At 70.0% G+C, this 16,756-nt stretch carries 18 protein-coding genes; 9 read left to right on the forward strand and 9 right to left on the reverse strand.

What is annotated here, in order from left to right; genetic code table 11:
* Positions 1-105 precede the first annotated feature (105 nt).
* Together femX and ACFYX4_RS25525 are read right to left on the reverse strand one after the other, a co-directional pair.
* A complete protein-coding gene (gene femX / locus ACFYX4_RS25520; protein ID WP_389337733.1) occupies positions 106-1,227 on the reverse strand; it encodes a peptidoglycan bridge formation glycyltransferase FemX in 1,122 nt (373 codons plus the stop codon).
* A gap of 343 nt (positions 1,228-1,570) precedes the next feature.
* Positions 1,571-1,882: a hypothetical protein gene (locus tag ACFYX4_RS25525; protein WP_389337736.1), complete on the reverse strand. Its 312-nt coding sequence runs from the start codon at positions 1,880-1,882 to the stop codon at positions 1,571-1,573.
* 286 nt (positions 1,883-2,168) lie between these two features.
* Between ACFYX4_RS25525 and rpsF the strand changes: the two genes are divergently transcribed.
* The 4 genes from rpsF (at position 2,169) to rplI (ending at position 3,877) form a co-directional block, all read left to right on the forward strand.
* The gene (gene rpsF / locus ACFYX4_RS25530) at positions 2,169-2,459 is read left to right on the forward strand and encodes a 30S ribosomal protein S6 (protein WP_004950685.1); all 291 of its coding nucleotides are present in this window, start codon (positions 2,169-2,171) and stop codon (positions 2,457-2,459) included.
* A gap of 80 nt (positions 2,460-2,539) precedes the next feature.
* Positions 2,540-3,130, forward strand: a complete 591-nt coding sequence (locus tag ACFYX4_RS25535) for a single-stranded DNA-binding protein (RefSeq protein WP_389337739.1) — start codon at positions 2,540-2,542, stop codon at positions 3,128-3,130.
* Positions 3,131-3,175: 45 nt separating this feature from the next.
* Complete coding sequence (rpsR, locus tag ACFYX4_RS25540; RefSeq protein ID WP_130439187.1) at positions 3,176-3,412, forward strand: 30S ribosomal protein S18; 237 nt, start codon at positions 3,176-3,178, stop codon at positions 3,410-3,412.
* 18 nt (positions 3,413-3,430) lie between these two features.
* Positions 3,431-3,877 (forward strand): 50S ribosomal protein L9, encoded by a 447-nt coding sequence (gene rplI, locus ACFYX4_RS25545; RefSeq protein ID WP_389337743.1) that lies wholly within the window; start codon positions 3,431-3,433, stop codon positions 3,875-3,877.
* 176 nt (positions 3,878-4,053) lie between these two features.
* Here the strand turns inward: rplI and ACFYX4_RS25550 are convergent, their stop codons facing one another.
* Positions 4,054-5,391 (reverse strand): MATE family efflux transporter, encoded by a 1,338-nt coding sequence (locus ACFYX4_RS25550; RefSeq protein ID WP_389337746.1) that lies wholly within the window; start codon positions 5,389-5,391, stop codon positions 4,054-4,056.
* 471 nt (positions 5,392-5,862) lie between these two features.
* Between ACFYX4_RS25550 and dnaB the strand changes: the two genes are divergently transcribed.
* Complete coding sequence (dnaB, locus tag ACFYX4_RS25555; RefSeq protein WP_389337749.1) at positions 5,863-7,341, forward strand: replicative DNA helicase; 1,479 nt, start codon at positions 5,863-5,865, stop codon at positions 7,339-7,341.
* Positions 7,342-7,376: 35 nt separating this feature from the next.
* Here the strand turns inward: dnaB and ACFYX4_RS25560 are convergent, their stop codons facing one another.
* The gene (locus ACFYX4_RS25560; protein ID WP_389337752.1) at positions 7,377-7,943 is read right to left on the reverse strand and encodes a dihydrofolate reductase family protein; all 567 of its coding nucleotides are present in this window, start codon (positions 7,941-7,943) and stop codon (positions 7,377-7,379) included.
* Positions 7,944-8,096: 153 nt separating this feature from the next.
* Here ACFYX4_RS25560 and ACFYX4_RS25565 point away from each other — a divergent pair, with 153 nt between their 5' ends.
* Positions 8,097-9,482 (forward strand): serine hydrolase domain-containing protein, encoded by a 1,386-nt coding sequence (locus ACFYX4_RS25565; RefSeq protein ID WP_389337755.1) that lies wholly within the window; start codon positions 8,097-8,099, stop codon positions 9,480-9,482.
* Between the two features lie 91 nt (positions 9,483-9,573).
* Here ACFYX4_RS25565 and ACFYX4_RS25570 read toward each other — a convergent pair whose 3' ends face one another.
* Positions 9,574-10,026, reverse strand: coding sequence for a GNAT family N-acetyltransferase (locus ACFYX4_RS25570; RefSeq protein ID WP_389337758.1), 453 nt, complete (start codon positions 10,024-10,026; stop codon positions 9,574-9,576).
* A gap of 9 nt (positions 10,027-10,035) precedes the next feature.
* Positions 10,036-10,503 (reverse strand): MarR family winged helix-turn-helix transcriptional regulator, encoded by a 468-nt coding sequence (locus ACFYX4_RS25575; protein ID WP_389337762.1) that lies wholly within the window; start codon positions 10,501-10,503, stop codon positions 10,036-10,038.
* A 143-nt stretch (positions 10,504-10,646) separates the two neighbouring features.
* Here ACFYX4_RS25575 and ACFYX4_RS25580 point away from each other — a divergent pair, with 143 nt between their 5' ends.
* Entirely contained in the window at positions 10,647-11,864 is a 1,218-nt protein-coding gene (locus ACFYX4_RS25580) for an MFS transporter (protein WP_389337766.1), read from the forward strand.
* A 77-nt stretch (positions 11,865-11,941) separates the two neighbouring features.
* Entirely contained in the window at positions 11,942-12,364 is a 423-nt protein-coding gene (locus ACFYX4_RS25585) for a heme-binding protein (RefSeq protein ID WP_389337769.1), read from the forward strand.
* Between the two features lie 19 nt (positions 12,365-12,383).
* On the opposite strand, the gene ACFYX4_RS25590 is transcribed toward ACFYX4_RS25585, so the two are convergent.
* Positions 12,384-13,250: a GNAT family N-acetyltransferase gene (locus ACFYX4_RS25590; RefSeq protein ID WP_389337773.1), complete on the reverse strand. Its 867-nt coding sequence runs from the start codon at positions 13,248-13,250 to the stop codon at positions 12,384-12,386.
* Between the two features lie 525 nt (positions 13,251-13,775).
* Here ACFYX4_RS25590 and ACFYX4_RS25595 point away from each other — a divergent pair.
* A complete protein-coding gene (locus ACFYX4_RS25595; protein ID WP_389337776.1) occupies positions 13,776-15,188 on the forward strand; it encodes a globin domain-containing protein in 1,413 nt (470 codons plus the stop codon).
* A gap of 16 nt (positions 15,189-15,204) precedes the next feature.
* Here ACFYX4_RS25595 and ACFYX4_RS25600 read toward each other — a convergent pair whose 3' ends face one another.
* Positions 15,205-15,687 (reverse strand): NUDIX domain-containing protein, encoded by a 483-nt coding sequence (locus ACFYX4_RS25600; RefSeq protein ID WP_389337779.1) that lies wholly within the window; start codon positions 15,685-15,687, stop codon positions 15,205-15,207.
* Between the two features lie 88 nt (positions 15,688-15,775).
* Positions 15,776-16,681, reverse strand: a complete 906-nt coding sequence (locus tag ACFYX4_RS25605) for a LysR family transcriptional regulator (protein ID WP_389337782.1) — start codon at positions 16,679-16,681, stop codon at positions 15,776-15,778.
* Positions 16,682-16,756 lie beyond the last annotated feature (75 nt).

Consider the following 16,756-nt stretch of genomic DNA (forward strand, 5'->3'; position numbering starts at 1 on the left):
GAGGGAAGCTCGGAGGGAGGAGAGCTGTCCCGGCTGGTGACGTCGGACGATGACGTCGGATGGCGGACGTCCGCCGGTGACGTCCGCGAAGCGGCGAACGCGTGCTCAGCGGCGCGACATGTAGATGTCGAGCGCCTTGTGGAGCAGCTTGTTCAGCGGGAAGTCCCACTCGCCGAGGTACTCGGCGGCCTGTCCGCCCGTGCCGACCTTGAACTGGATCAGGCCGAACAGGTGGTCCGACTCGTCCAGCGAGTCGGAGATGCCGCGCAGGTCGTAGACGGTCGCGCCGAGCGCGTAGGCGTCGCGCAGCATCCGCCACTGCATGGCGTTCGAGGGGCGGAACTCGCGGCCGATGTTGTCGGACGCGCCGTAGGAGTACCAGACGTGGCCGCCGACGATCAGCATGGTCGCCGCCGACAGGTTCACGCCGTCGTGACGGGCGAAGTACAACCGCATGCGGTTGGGGTCCTCGGTGTTGAGGGCCGTCCACATGCGCTGGAAGTACGACAGCGGACGTGGCCGGAAGTGATCGCGCACGGCCGTGATCTCGTACAGCCGCTGCCACTCCTCCAGGTCGTGGTAACCGCCCTGGACGACCTCGACGCCGGCCTTCTCGGCCTTCTTGATGTTGCGGCGCCACAGCTGGTTGAAGTTCTTGTGGACCTCTTCAAGGGAACGGTTCGCCAGCGGCACCTGGTACACGTAACGGGGCTGGACGTCGCCGAAGCCGGCGCCGCCGTCCTCGCCCTGCTGCCAGCCCATCCGGCGCAGCTTGTCGGCCACCTCGAAGGCGCGCGGCTCGATGAAGTCGGCCTCGATGTCGCGCAGTCGCTTCACATCCGGGTTCTGGATGCCCGCCTTGATGGAGGCGGCCTCCCAGCGCCGGATGATCACTGGCGGGCCCATCTTCACGGAGAAGGCGCCCTGCTGCCTGAGATGCGCGAGCATCGGTTCCAGCCACTCGGTCAGATTCGGCGCATACCAGTTGATGACCGGGCCCTCGGGCAGATAGGCCAAATAGCGCTTGATCTTCGGGAGTTGGCGGTAGAGGACGAGACCCACGCCGACGAGCTCACCGGTCCTGCCGTCGAACCAGCCGAGGTTCTCCGAACGCCATTCGGCCTTGACGTCTGCCCAGGCCGGAACCTGCATGTGGCTCGCCGACGGCAGGCTCTGGATGTACGCCAGATGCTGCTCGCGGCTGATCGTCCTCAGGGTCAGGCTCATTCGGGGCGCTCCTCGGGCTGGTGTGTCCCCATGGGTACAGGGGCTCCGGCTCTCGCGCCGAAGCCTACTGCGCCTGGGGAGCAGCCCTACGGGGTGCACAGGCCCTTCGCCCCGGCCGACGGACGGTCGGGGCGGCTCGCGGGGCGAGTGATGGCGGTGTGGTGGTGGGGTGCGGACGGTGTGCGGGGGCGGTACGGCGTCGGTGCGGGGTGGTCTCCGGTCGTCGGTCCGGGGGGTCCGGCGTCGGTCCCGGGCGGTGCCCGGTCGCCGGACCGGGGCGGTGTCCGGCCGTCGGGCCGGGGTGGTCCGGGCGGTGTCCGGGGCCGGTCCGTCGGCGGTCAGCTCACCAGAGGCCGCCGAAGAGGCCGCCGTTCGCCATGCCGAGGCCGAAGCCGACGCTGGAGGCGCCGAGGCCGAGGATCAGGAAGAAGCGCTCACGGGTGGTCTCGGAGATCCACTGCCCGTACGCGCCGGCGACGATCCCCACCAGGCCGGCCCACGAGCTGAGCAGGTGGAGACTGTCGAACATCGCCGTGACGAAGGCCACCACCCCGAGAACCAGGGTCGTGGCCATCAGAGCGCGCTGGACCGGATGGGGTTTGCCGTCGGTGGCGAAGAGAGAGCCGGCGGTGTTGGGTCGCAATGCCTGTGCCATGGGGCACCTCCTGCGGAAGGCGGCGCAACGTAGCGCCGTACACACCCGATGTGTACAGATTGAGGGTCCTCCCGGCCTGATTTCAACCGCAAGCACGCGTGCAGGTAGTCTGTAGCGTCTGCACCGGTGTCTGCCCAGGCACAGCCAGGGAGTCCGCCCAGCTCGGCGCGGGGATGTCGCAAGCCGCCCCCGACTGTCAGTGGCGGCCGATACCGTTGCGTACGCATCACAACCCTCCTGCCACGGAACGACCGTGGCCGCTGAGTCCGAAGGAGGTGGGTTCCACATGCGTCACTACGAGGTGATGGTCATCCTCGACCCCGATCTCGAGGAGCGCGCTGTCTCCCCGCTGATCGAGAACTTCCTTTCCGTCGTCCGTGAGGGCAACGGAAAGGTGGAGAAGGTCGACACCTGGGGCCGTCGTCGTCTCGCCTACGAGATCAAGAAGAAGCCCGAGGGCATCTACTCGGTCATCGACCTTCAGGCCGAGCCTGCGGTCGTCAAGGAGCTCGACCGCCAGATGAACCTGAACGAGTCGGTCCTCCGGACCAAGGTCCTCCGTCCCGAGACCCACTGAGCTCTCCCGCTCAGCTGATCTCGGGAATCTGAGTAGCAGCACCAGCAGCCAGCAGCAGCAAACCCGCCGAGAGGTTCCCCATGGCAGGCGAGACCGTCATCACGGTCATCGGCAATCTTGTCGATGACCCCGAGCTGCGCTTCACCCCCTCCGGTGCGGCGGTCGCGAAGTTCCGTGTCGCGTCCACCCCCCGCACCTTCGACCGCCAGACGAACGAGTGGAAGGACGGCGAGAGCCTCTTCCTCACCTGCTCGGTCTGGCGTCAGGCGGCGGAGAACGTCGCCGAGTCGCTCCAGCGAGGCATGCGCGTCGTCGTGCAGGGTCGGCTGAAGCAGCGGTCCTACGAGGACCGTGAGGGCGTCAAGCGCACGGTCTACGAGCTGGACGTCGAGGAAGTCGGCCCCAGCCTGCGCAACGCCACGGCCAAGGTCACCAAGACCACCGGTCGCGGTGGCCAGGGTGGCGGCGGCGGTTACGGCGGCGGTGGCCAGGGTGGCGGCGGCTGGGGCGGTGGCTCCGGCGGCGGCCAGCAGCAGGGCGGCGGAGCTCCCTCCGACGACCCGTGGGCGACCAGCGCTCCCGCCGGCGGCAACCAGGGCGGCGGTGGCGGCTGGGGTGGAAGCTCCGGCGGCGGCGGTGGCGGCGGCTACTCGGACGAGCCCCCCTTCTGAGGGCGGGCTCGTACCCCAACTTCTTGATCACACAGGAGAAACACCATGGCGAAGCCGCCTGTGCGCAAGCCGAAGAAGAAGGTCTGCGCTTTCTGCAAGGACAAGGTCACGTACGTGGACTACAAGGACACGAACATGCTGCGGAAGTTCATTTCCGACCGCGGCAAGATCCGTGCCCGCCGCGTGACCGGCAACTGCACGCAGCACCAGCGTGACGTCGCCACGGCCGTGAAGAACAGCCGTGAGATGGCGCTGCTGCCCTACACCGCCACCGCGCGATAAGGGAAGGGTGACCGACACATGAAGATCATCCTCACCCACGAGGTCTCCGGCCTCGGCGCCGCGGGCGACGTCGTCGACGTCAAGGACGGCTACGCTCGCAACTACCTGATCCCGCGGAAGTTCGCTATCCGCTGGACCAAGGGCGGCGAGAAGGACGTCGAGCAGATCCGTCGCGCTCGCAAGATCCACGAGATCCAGACCATCGAGCAGGCCAACTCCGTGAAGGCCCAGCTCGAGGGCGTGAAGGTCCGCCTGGCCGTCCGCTCCGGCGACGCCGGTCGTCTCTTCGGTTCCGTCACCCCGGCCGACATCGCCTCGGCGATCAAGGCTGCCGGTGGCCCCGAGGTCGACAAGCGCCGCATCGAGCTCGGTGCGCCGATCAAGACCCTGGGCGCCCACGAGACGTCCGTGCGTCTGCACCCCGAGGTGGCCGCCAAGGTCAACATCGAGGTCATCGCGGCCTGATCGCCGCACTCGGCTGATAGAGCTGAAGAAGGGGCCGCACCTTTAGGGGTGCGGCCCCTTCCGCATGCTCGGAAGCGGCTCCTGGACTGAGGGCCGGTTTCACGTGAAACGTGGGCGGGACGTTGCGGTGCGGCGTGCGGCGTGCGGCGTGTGCGGTGTCCGTGGCGTGTGCGACGTCAGCGCGTCGCGCCGGTGACGATCCAGCGGCCCGAGCGGGCACGGAGCCAGAGGGTGAGCAACCGCATCGCCATCATCAGCGTCATCGCTCCCCAGAGGGCGGTCAGCCCTCCGCCGAGGACCGGCACCAGCAGGGCGACCGGAGCGAAGACGGCCAGGATGAGCACCATCGCCCAGGCGAGGTAGGGGCCGTCGCCCGCGCCCATCAGCACACCGTCCAGGACGAAGACGATGCCGCAGATGGGCTGGGAGAGGGCCACCACGAGCAGGGCCGGCAGCGCGGCGTCCTTCACGACCGGATCGCCGGTGAACAGCGGCAGGAAGAGCGGCCGGGCGAGCACCACCAGCACGCCCAGCACCACACCCACGGCGAGGCCCCACTCGACCATGCGGCGACAGGCCTCCCGGGCCCCACGGGTGTCGCCGGCACCGAGGTAGCGCCCGATGATGGCCTGTCCGGCGATGGCGATGGCGTCGAGGGCGAACGAGAGCAGGCTCCACAGCGACAGGACGATCTGGTGCGCCGCGATGTCGGCGTCACCGAGTCGCGCCGCCACGGCTGTGGCGATCATGAGGACGGCTCGCAGGGAGAGGGTGCGCACCAGCAGGGGCACGCCCGCCTGGGCCGACGCCCGGATGCCGGCGGCGTCGGGACGCAGCGAGGCGCCGTGGCGGCGGGCGCCCCGGATCACCACGACGAGGTAGACCGCGGCCATCCCGCACTGAGCGACGACGGTGCCCCAGGCGGAGCCCGCGATGCCGAGTTCCGCGCCGTAGACGAGTCCGACGTTGAGGACGGCGTTGGCCACGAAGCCCGCTATGGCGACGTAGAGCGGTGTCCTCGTGTCCTGGAGCCCGCGCAGGACGCCGGTCGCGGCCAGTACGACGAGCATGGCCGGGATGCCGAGAGCCGAGATGCGCAGATAGGTGGTCGCGTACGGGGCGGCCGTCTCGGAAGCGCCGAAGACTTCCACGAGGGCGGGGGCCGTGGGCAGGACGACGGCGATCACGGCGGCGCCGAGGAGCAGAGCCAGCCAGATGCCGTCCATGCCCTGGCGGATCGCGGCCGGAAGGTCGCCGGCGCCCACGCGACGGGCGACGGCCGCCGTGGTGGCGTAGGCGAGGAAGACGAAGACGCTGACCGCGGTCATGAGGAGTGCGGAGGCGATGCCGAGGCCGGCGAGCTGGGCGGTGCCGAGGTGGCCCACGATCGCGCTGTCGACCATGACGAAAAGAGGCTCGGCGACGAGTGCGCCGAAGGCCGGGACGGCCAGTGCGACGATCTCTCGATCGTGCTGTCGCCGGGTGGCCTTGGCGGTCGCGGGAGCCTGTGTCATGAGCACCAATCTAATCTTCCACAGGTAAGCGACACAAGTGTGATATGACCCTTACTGATCTTTCGGTCCGCTGACTTCTCGCGCACCGTTCGAAGCGATCTTGGCCCGACTGGGAAAGTTTTTCTTCTGCACAGCCGGTGGATGGGAAAAGTGCAGGTCAGCTTGGTGGCGAGAAAAAAGAAGAGGGCTTGTTCACAGGGCTGTCCACCGGGTCGTGCACAGGTTTTGCGGAGTTCTCCACAGCATCCGGGCCGTCGTCCACATGGCCTGTGGATAACCAGATTGGCTGACGGTGCCCGCGGGCCTACCGTGGTCCGGCGCCCGCTCCGTCCACCGGCTGCGGAGTCGACTGGGGAGCCCCCTCAGATCAGGCCCGCGAGAACCGGAGTTGGGCCTCTCAGTTGTCAGTGCCGTGACGTAGAAATGACGTGCGCGGCGAGGTCCGCTCCGCGGACGGGAGGAGGTGGCTCGGTGAGCATTTCCGAGCCCTTGGACGATCCCTGGGCCGACAGCGGCCCCAGCGATCGTCTGCCTTCTTCCCGGCGGCGTGGCGACGCCGGCCGCGGGCGGGACGAACAGCACGACCGAGGCCGGGACAACGGCGAGTGGGAAGGCGGCGGCACGGCCTTCGAGCGGGTGCCGCCGCAGGATCTGGACGCCGAGCAGTCGGTGCTCGGCGGCATGCTCCTGTCCAAGGACGCCATCGCCGACGTGGTCGAGATCCTCAAGGGCCACGACTTCTACAAGCCCGCGCACGAGACGATCTACCAGGCGATCCTCGACGTCTACGCCAAGGGCGAACCGGCCGACCCCATCACGATCGCCGCCGAGCTCACCAAGCGCGGCGAGATCAACAAGGTCGGCGGCGCGTCGTACCTGCACACGCTGGTCCAGACGGTGCCCACAGCGGCCAACGCCGAGTACTACGCGGAGATCGTGCACGAGCGGGCGGTCCTGCGCCGCCTGGTCGAGGCCGGCACGCGGATCACCCAGATGGGATACGCGGCCGACGACGACGTCGACGAGATCGTCAACCGCGCTCAGGCGGAGATCTACGCGGTCACCGAGCAGCGCACCAGCGAGGACTACCTCCCGCTCGGCGACATCATGGAAGGCGCCCTCGACGAGATCGAGGCGATCGGCTCGCGCAGCGGCGAGATGACCGGTGTGCCGACCGGGTTCACCGACTTCGACTCGCTCACCAACGGGCTGCACCCGGGCCAGATGATCGTCATCGCGGCCCGTCCCGCCATGGGTAAGTCCACGCTCGCGCTGGACTTCGCGCGCGCCGCGTCGATCAAGAACAACCTGCCCAGCGTCATCTTCTCCCTGGAGATGGGCCGCAACGAGATCGCGATGCGTCTGCTGTCCGCCGAGGCCCGGGTCGCCCTGCACCACATGCGGTCCGGCACGATGACCGACGAGGACTGGACCCGGCTGGCCCGCCGTATGCCGGACGTCTCGGCCGCCCCGCTCTTCATCGACGACTCCCCGAACCTGTCGATGATGGAGATCCGCGCCAAGTGCCGCCGGCTCAAGCAGCGCAACGACATCCGGCTGGTCGTCATCGACTACCTCCAGCTGATGCAGTCGGGCGGCTCCAAGCGTGCCGAGAACCGCCAGCAGGAGGTCTCGGACATGTCCCGTAACCTCAAGCTCCTCGCCAAGGAGCTGGAGGTCCCGGTGATCGCGCTGTCCCAGCTCAACCGTGGCCCCGAGCAGCGCACCGACAAGAAGCCGATGGTCTCCGACCTGCGTGAGTCGGGCTCCATCGAGCAGGACGCCGACATGGTCATCCTGCTGCACCGCGAGGACGCCTACGAGAAGGAGTCACCGCGCGCGGGCGAGGCCGACCTGATCGTGGCCAAGCACCGTAACGGCCCGACGGCGACGATCACCGTCGCCTTCCAGGGCCACTACTCCCGCTTCGTGGACATGGCCCAGACCTGAGCCGCCGGGCTGTAGGGCCTCGCGGCTGACGTCGCTCAGTGTCTCGTCCGGTACCGGGTGACGATCACGCCGCCGGGGAACGTCCGCGTCTCCACCAGGTTCAGGTTCACCCAGTTGTCCAGTGCGGTGAAGAACGGCGTGCCGCTGCCCACCAGGACCGGATGGGTGGCGATCGCGTACTCGTCGATCAGCCCGGCGCGCATGGCCGCCCCGGCGAGCGTTGCGCCGCCGATGCTCATGGGGCCGCCGTCCTCGGCCTTGAGCCGGGTGATCTCGGCGATCGCGTCGCCGGTGACCAGGCGGGTGTTCCAGTCGACCTTGTCGATCGTCGAGGAGAACACCACCTTCGGCGTGTCCCGCCAGTTCCGTGCGAACTCGATCTCCGCCGGGCTGGCGTCGGGCTGCTGGTCGCCGGTCGGCCAGTAGGAGCTCATCGTCTCCCACAGCTTGCGCCCGTACAGCGACAGACCACTCGCCAGCTCGTGGTCGAGCCACCACTGGAACAGCTCGTCGCTCGGCGGCCCGCCCCAGCTGATGTCGTCGTCGGCGGCGGCGATGTAGCCGTCCAGGGTCAGGTTCATGCCGTAGATCAGTTTCCGCATGGCCCAGCCTTCCGTCCGTGGGTGCCGGTGTACAGACCGACGCGGCGCGGGAAACTCATCGGTGCGCGATCCGGGCTCGCCGGTAGCCCGAGACCCTGCACGGGCCGGTGAAATGGGCTCGACTCACGCTGTCACGCCAGGTGGACTGGCCCCATGACGACATCGCAGGAAGAGCTGCTCCCCGGTACCCGGCGTGCGCTGCTGCACAGGATCGCCGTGGCCCAGGCCGAGGGGCGGTCTCCGTCGCTGGTCGCCGCCGTCGTACGGGACGGGCGAGCCGTGTGGCACGGGGCGCGGACCTCGGTCGACGGGCACGCGCCAGACGAGAACGTGCAGTACCGCATCGGTTCGATCACCAAGACCTTCACCGCGGTGCTCGTGCTGCGGCTGCGCGACGAGGGGGCACTCGACCTCGGGGATCCCCTGGAGAAGCATCTGCCGGGCACGGGTGCGGGAGAGGCGACGATCGCGCAGCTGCTCGCCCACACCGGCGGGCTGGCGGCCGAAACGCCCGGGCCCTGGTGGGAGCGGACGCCGGGCGCGTTGCGTCCCGGCCTCACCGACGTCCTCGGCGACCGTCCCGTGCTGCATCCGGCCGGCCGCCGGTTCCACTACTCCAACCCCGGTTACGGCCTCCTGGGGGCTCTTGTGGAAGAGCTCCGGGGAGCGCCGTGGGACGAGGTGCTACGGCGTGAAGTGCTCGAACCCCTGAGCCTGGACCGTACGAGTGCACGTCCCGAGCCCCCTCACGCGGGCGGCTGGGCGGTGCACCCGTGGGCCGACGTCATGCTGCCCGAACCCGTCGAGGACTTCGGACGGATGGCCGCGGCCGGTCAACTCTGGTCGACGTCCGGGGATCTGGCCCGGTTCGCGGCCTTCCTCGCGCACGGCGACGACCGGGTGCTGAGCGCGGAGTCGCTGCGGGAGATGCGGACGCCCGCCGCGCCGGCCGACCCGGCGGACTTCGCCGACGGCGGCGCTTACGGGCTGGGTCTGCGGATCGAGAACCAGGGCGGTCGCGTGCTCGCGGGCCACTCCGGTTCGGTGCCGGGATTCCTGGCGAGCCTCACGCTGAGCGTCGCCGACGACGTCGCCGCGGTGGTGCTCGCCGACTGCACCTCCGGCCCGCTGGTGACCCAGGTGGCCGCCGACCTCGTCCGTATCGTCGCCGAGGCCGAGCCGCGGATTCCCGAGCCATGGCGGCCCCTGCCGGAGGCCGACGCCTCGGTCCTGGAGCTGACGGGCCAGTGGTACTGGGGGACCAGCCCCTACGCACTGCGGATCACGGCTGACGGGCTGCTCTTCCTCGGACCGCTCTCCGGCGGCGGCCGGCGCTCACGGTTCCGGCCGAACGACGACGGCACCTGGACGGGGCTGGACGGCTACTTCACGGACGAGCTCCTCCGGGCCGTACGACGCCCGGACGGCACCGTGGACCACCTGGACCTCGGCTCGTTCGTGTTGACCCGTCAGCCGTACGACGAGGGCGCCGACGTACCCGGTGGCGTCGACCCGGAGGGATGGCGGGGGATCGGTTAGCCCGCTTCAGTCGACGATGAGTCAGGAAGCGCCCTGTTTCACGTGAAACAGGGCGCTTCCCGCGGGCTGCTTCTCCCTGCTTGCCGCAGCTTCAGAGGGGGAGCTTGAAGCCGACGTGCGAGGCCTCGAAACCCAGCCGCTCGTAGAAGCGGTGGGCGTCGGTGCGGGTGGAGTCGGACGTCAACTGCACCAACCGGCAGTCCGCTCGCCGGGACTCCTCGATCGCCCACTCGATGAACCGCGTACCGAGGCCACTGCCGCGCTCGTCGGCATGGACGCGTACGCCCTCGATGATCGACCGGGTGGCCCCGCGCCGGGAGAGGCCCGGAACGATCGTCAACTGGAGCGTGCCGACGACGCGGCCTTCCCGAACGGCGACGACCAGGCGCTGGTTCGGGTCCGCGCTGAGACGTTCCAGGGCGGTGAGGTAGGGGGCGAGGTCGTCCGGTGACTCCCGCTGCGCGCCCAGGGCGTCGTCAGCGAGCATGGCGACGATCGCGGGGACGTCATCGGCGACGGCGGCACGTATTTCAAGATCTCCCATGGCCGCAGCCTATGCAGCGGCGGGCGCGGTGCTCAGGTTCTCCACGACCCGGACGAGCGGGGCCAACTCCGGCTTCCTGGCCGCCTCGTCGAGGGCTTCGCGCAGCGCCGCGTCATTGGTCGGGCGGGCTGCGCCGAGGAGGCGGAGACCGGCCTCGGTGACGTTCGTGTAGATGCCGCGACGATCAGTGGGGCAGAGGTAACGCTCCAGGAGCCCCCGGTCCTCGAGGCGCGTCACCAGTCGGGTGGTGGCGCTCTGGCTGAGGACGACCGCGTCGGCGACCTGCTTCATCTGGAGGTGGCCGCCCTCGCCGTCGTGCTGACGGCTGAGCACGTCGAGCAGCGAGTACTCGCGCACGCTCAGGTCGTGGCAGGCCTGGAGCGCGCGCTCGATGTGCGCCTCGATCCTGCCGTGCAGCAGGGAGAGGGCGCACCAGCCCTGAGCGAGGGCGGTGAGTGCGGGGTCCGTGGCGGTCATGGGCGTCCTTCCTCCGTCCCGGAGCGGCTGAGCCCAGGATAAAACAACATCGCAATAGACGGCGTTTGCAAGTATCCCGCGTCTGCAACTATTGTGGACGCTCGTAAAGCGCACCTGCAATCTTTTCGGAAGGCGTATCCACCATGCCTCTCGCGCTCCTGGCCCTCGCGATCGGGGCCTTCGGGATCGGAACGACCGAGTTCGTGATCATGGGCCTGCTGCCCGAGGTCGCGGGCGACTTCGGGGTCTCCATCCCCACCGCGGGCTTCCTCGTGACGGGCTACGCGCTGGGCGTCATGTTCGGCGCCCCGCTGATGACCGTGCTCGGCACCAGGGTTCCCCGCAAGCGGATGCTGATGCTGCTGATGGGCCTGTTCATCGTCGGCAACCTGCTGTCCGCCGTCGCCCCCGCCTTCGGCGTCATGCTGGCCGGCCGCGTGGTCGCCTCGCTGGCGCACGGCGCGTTCTTCGGCATCGGCTCGGTCGTCGCGGCCGAGCTGGTCGCTCCCGACAAGAAGGCGGGAGCCATCGCGATGATGTTCACCGGCCTGACCGTCGCCAACGTCGTCGGCGTCCCGCTGGGCACCCTCGTCGGGCAGAGCATCGGCTGGCGTGTCACCTTCGCCGTCGTCGCCGCGCTCGGCGTCGTCGGCCTGGTCGGCATTGCCAAGCTGGTGCCCGAGATGCCCGAGCCGGAGGGCGTACGCCTGCGCCACGAGCTGGCCGCGTTCAAGAACGCCCAGGTCCTGCTCGCCATGGCGATGACCGTCCTCGGCTTCGGCGGCGTGTTCGCGGCCATCACCTACATCGCGCCGATGATGACCCACGTGGCCGGCTTCGCCGACGGCTCCGTCACCTGGCTGCTGGTCCTCTTCGGGCTCGGCATGGTCGGCGGCAACCTTCTCGGCGGCAAGTTCGCCGACCGCGCCCTGATGCCGATGCTGTACGTCTCTCTGGGCGCCCTGGCCGTCGTCCTGGCCCTCTTCACGCTGACCGCCCACAACAAGGCCCTCGCGGCCGTCACGATCGCTCTGATCGGCGCCCTGGGGTTCGCCTCCGTACCGCCGCTCCAGAAGCGCGTCCTCGATCAGGCGCACGGCGCTCCGACACTCGCCTCGGCGGTGAACATCGGCGCCTTCAACCTCGGCAACGCCCTGTCCGCCTGGCTCGGCGGCATCGTCATCTCCGCCGGACTGGGCTACACCGCCCCGAACTGGGTCGGCGCCGCCCTCGCCGCGGCCGCCCTGCTGCTCGCCTTCGTCTCCGCCGCGCTGGAGCGCCGCGAGAACGCGGACGGCTCCTCGAGCTCCGTCGTAGCCGCCGGCACGCCGGCCGAGCAGCGGACCGCCGTCCACCACTGAGGCCGTCCGGCCCGGCCGGGGCCGTTCCCTCGCCAGGCCCCCCACGACCGCACCGAATACAGAGAGAAGTTCCTTCCATGAGCACCACCACCGCCGTCGCCCCCCTGACCGTCGACGACGCCGATGTCCTCGTTGCGGCCGCCCGCAGCGCCGCCGAGGCCGCCGGGGTCACGGTCAGCGTCACCGTCCTGGACGCAGGGGGCCATCTGCTGGCCTTCCGCCGCGACGACCGCGCCGTGCTGATCTCCGGCGAGACGAGCACCCGCAAGGCCTACACGGCGCTCCAGCTGAACGCCCCGACCGCGGACCTCGTCGACGCCGTGCAGCCCGGCGGCCTCTTCCACACCTTGCCCACGGCGCTCGACCGGCCGCTGCTCTTCATCGCGGGCGGCGTACCGGTCCACCGCGACGGCCGGCTGATCGGCGCGATCGGCGTCGGCGGCGGCGCGCCGGAGCAGGACCACGGCTTCGCCACGGCCGCCGTGCAGGCCCTCGCCTGACGGCGGGACGTCCGGAACGTCAGCCGGCCGCCACCGTGAGCGGTGCGAATCGCCGGCTCCAGTCACCGGGCAGTTCGGCGGTCCCGTAGGTCATCACGGCGTTGAAGGCGACGGACTCCAGGCCCCGGGCCTTCAGCCACGTCAGCAGTTCCTCGTGCCGTACGTCGATGTCGGTGCGCAGAGGGCGGTCGGTGCGGGCGGCCAGAGACGCCACGAGTGCCTTCGCCGTCCTCGTGTCCCGGGCGATCAGAGGGCCCACGACATGGGTGTCCATGTTGGGCCAGGCGGCGGCGTAGCCGATGATCCGGCCGTTCTCCTCGGCGACCCGCACCTGGTCGGCGAAGGCGGGAAGCCGGGCGATGACATGGGTGCGGTCGGCGCCGAACACCTCCTCGTCGAGCCTGATGATCGCGGGGAGGTCTTCGGCCGTGGCGGCGCGAGTGATGGTGTCGGGCTCCGGATCGCCGGGGGTGAAGCGCCCGACCACCATCTCGGCTCGTCCCGTGGTCTTGAAGCCCAGTTCCTCGTAGAGCGGGCGCCCGTTCGGCGTGGCGTGCAGGGTGAGCGGAGTGGTGCCCATGGCGGAGACGACATGTCGCATCAGCCGCCGGCCGACGCCCTGCCTGGCATGCCGCTCCGCGACCAGCACCATGCCGACGGCCGCGAGGGCGGGTCGTCCGTGGGGGCCGTACTCGGTGATCACGCAGGCGCTGACGAGGCCGCCGTCGGGGTCGTCGATGCCGTAGCCGGTCCCGGCGGTGAGCAGGAGTCCCCACTTGTGTTCCTCGCGTGGCCACCCCCGGTTCTCTGACAGGTCGGCGCATGCCGTGAGGTCACGGTGCGTCAGGCGGCGGATGGGGAGGGCGGCGGGGGAAGGAGTCGGCACGCGGATCAGGCTGTCCGACCGGTGGCCTGGTCGTCCACCTCATTCCCGGGACACGTACGTGCTTTTGGCCATGTCGTGTCCCAGCGCACGGGCTGTCGTCGGGCGGTGCTGTTTCACGTGAAACACGAGTGTTCCCACGCCCGGGGATGGGGGCATGTGGGCTAGGGGCGATGCCCGGTATGGTCGACTCCGGTTCGTGTCCGGAACGTGATGTGCGCGGCGCGGTGCACTCCTCCGGCGCGAGCCCACAGCTCGGGAAGCAGCCTAACGGGACGGAGAGATCGAGGACCCGAGATTCCGGTCAACCGGACACCGCATCCGCACTGGATGGGATGCTGCGGTGCGAGGACTGCGGCCCGAGTCGCACGCTCGCCTCAGGTGATCTCGGCAGCCGGGACAGGGGTGGACCGCGGCCCTGTCGGTCGTGGAACGGGACGGAGGAGCAAGCCGTCCGCGGGGGAAGCAGGCACCTTCCATCGTGGAAGTGCGCAGACCGACCGATTGACGTTCGAGGCGAGGCACACCATGGACGCTCCGACCACCAGGTCGGCCGACAAGGGCACGTCCGGCGGCGAGGAGGGATGGTTCACGCCGTACCAGCAGCCGGATCCGCCTACCGACAGCGATCAGGGCGCCTCCGACCCTCCCGCTCGTTCACTGGCCGCTGTGCCGTCCTCCGACTCTCCCGCTCCCTCGTGGGCCCCCGTCCCGCGCCCCGCCCCTCCGGAGCCCCCGACTTCCGCCCTCTCCGGCCTCCCCGCTTCCTCCGGCCTTCCCGCGGTGTCCCACCTGCCCGCCCGGCGGACGGCGGCCGGCGGACATGCCTCCCCGGACGCCGTCCTCATCCGGCGGACCATGGCCGAGGTGGCTCCGGTGGCCGACAAGGTCACGTCGTACTTCTACGCGCTGCTCTTCGTCCGCCACCCCGACCTGCGCTCGCTCTTCCCGCCCGCGATGGACGCCCAGCGGGACCGGCTGCTGAAGGCGCTCCTCACCACCGCCGAGCACATCGACAACACCCCGGTCCTCGTCGACTACCTTCAGAACCTGGGCCGCGGCCACCGCAGGTACGGAACCCGCCCCGAGCACTACCCGGCCGTCGGCGAATGTCTGATCGGGGCCCTGAGCGCCTACGCGGGCGCCATCTGGGACGCCGAGACCGAGGCGGCCTGGGTCCGGACGTACACGACGATCTCCCAGGTCATGATCGACGCGGCAGCCGTGGACGAACTGCGCGCACCGCCCTGGTGGTACGCGGAGGTCGTCTCCCACGAGCTGAGGACGCCGGACGTCGCCGTTCTCACCCTCCGCCCCGACCAGCCCTATCCCTTCCTCGCCGGGCAGTACGCGAGCCTGGAGACACCGTGGTGGCCGCGGATCTGGCGGCACTTCTCCTTCGCCTCGGCCCCGCGCTCCGACGGACTGCTGTCGTTCCACGTGAAGGCCGTCCCCGCGGGCTGGGTCTCCAACGCGCTGGTGCACCGCGCCCACCCCGGCGACATCGTCCGGCTCGGCCCGCCCGCCGGCTCGATGACCGTCGACCACACCAGCGAGGGCGGGCTGCTCTGTCTGGGCGGCGGCACCGGGATAGCGCCGATCAAGGCGCTGGTCGAGGACGTCGCCGAACACGGCGCCCGCCGTCCGGTCGAGGTCTTCTACGGCGCCCGCCGCGATCAGGACCTGTACGACATCGACACCCTGCGCGGGCTTCAGCAGTCCCACCCCTGGCTGGAGGTCCGTCCGGTGATCGACCGGGACGGGCTGCTGCAACTCCCCGACGCCATACGCAGCTTCGGCCCCTGGACCGGGTACGACGCCTACGTCTCCGGCCCGCCCGGCATGATCCGCAGAGGGGTGGACGCCCTGCGCGATGCCGGCGTACCCGCGGAGCGCATACGCCACGACTCGGTCGAAGAGCTCGAGGGCGTCGGACACTGATCCCGCTGCCGGTACGTCACCCCAGGTCGGGAGCGTGCATGGCGCGGACGCCCTCGATGTTGCCGTCCAGGTAGTGGCGCAGCGAGAGCGGGACGAGGTGGACGGAGGCGATCCCCACCCGGGTGAACGGCACTCGGACGATCTCGTACTCGCCGATGGGTTCGTCGATCTCGGGACCGTGCCGCAGGGCCGGATCCATGGAGCCGAGCCGGCACACGAAGAAGTGCTGCACCTTCACGCCGGTCGCGCCGCCGTCCTCACCGATGTGCTCGACGGTGTCGACGAAGCAGGGGACGACGTCGGTGATCTTGGCGCCGAGTTCCTCGTACACCTCCCGGTGCAGGGCTTCGACGACGGTCGTGTCCTCCGGCTCGACGCCGCCGCCGGGCGTGAGCCAGTAGGGATCCATGCCGGGCTTGGTGCGCTTGATCAGGATCAGGTCGTCACCGTCCAGCAGAACGGCGCGTGCGGTGCGCTTGACCACGGGTCGGACGGTCATGGGAGAAATGTGGCCCGGCTGGTTCCACGTGAAACATCTCGCATCGTCACTGGGTGAGTGCGCACCGTGACCTCGCGCGGGACCGCGCTCAGCACCAGGTGAAGGCCGTCCTCAGCAGCCACTCGTGCGCCCGTGCGATGTGCGGCATCGCCAGGGTGCCCGTGCGCACCACCAGGAGGTATGTGCGCAGCGGCGGCACCGTGGGCTTGTGCAGTTCCACGACGTCACCGCGGTCCAGGGCGGCCGCGCAGAGGTAGCGAGGCAGCACCGCCAGCCCCGCGCCCGCTATGGCGCACGCCAGGACCGCGCGCAGGTCGGGGACGATCACGGTGCCCGAGGCGGCGGGGCGGGAATCGAAGACGGAGGCCCAGTAGCGGGAGACAAAGGGCAGCGACTCGTGGACCTCGACCACGGGGAGGTTCTCCAGGGCTTCCGCGCCCTCGCGCCGCTGCTTCTGCGCGCTGATCGGCTCGGCTCGGCCTGGAGCGGCGATGAGGACATGCTCCTCGTCGCACAACGGGGTGGCCGTGAGCAGCGCGCCGCGGGGCCGGGCCGTACTGATCGCCAGATCGTGGTGTCCGGCGGCGAGCCCCTCCAGAACCTCCTCGGCGGTCCCGAAGGAGGCGCGCAGGGAAAGGGCCTGCCCGTCGTCGCCCGCCAGTTCGGTGAGCGCGGGAAGGGCGCGTTCGGCGGTGAACTCCGGAGGGCCGGCGAGATGCAGCGTCCGTACCGCGGACTCGTCGTCGAGGCGGGTCTCGGTGATCTCCACCAGCGCGTCGAGGTGCGGAGCGGCCTTGTGGGCGAGTTCGTCGCCGATGGTGGTCGGCGTGACCCCGCGGGCCTGGCGCAGGAACAAGGGGCGTCCGAGCTGCCGTTCCAGCGTGCGTATCTGGGAGGTCACGGCCGGCTGGGACAGGCCCAGCAGAGCGGCGGCGCGGGTGAAGGAGCCGGCCCGGTGCACGGTCACGAAGGTGCGCAGCAAGGCCAGATCCATGGAGCGCGCTCCCCCTTCCCTGCCCTTCGCCCGGCCCCGAGCAGGGACCAACTATAAATAAGTCGATAGGTCTCT

It is taken from the genome of Streptomyces sp. NPDC002328 (assembly GCF_042890065.1).
Lineage (GTDB): Bacteria > Actinomycetota > Actinomycetes > Streptomycetales > Streptomycetaceae > Streptomyces.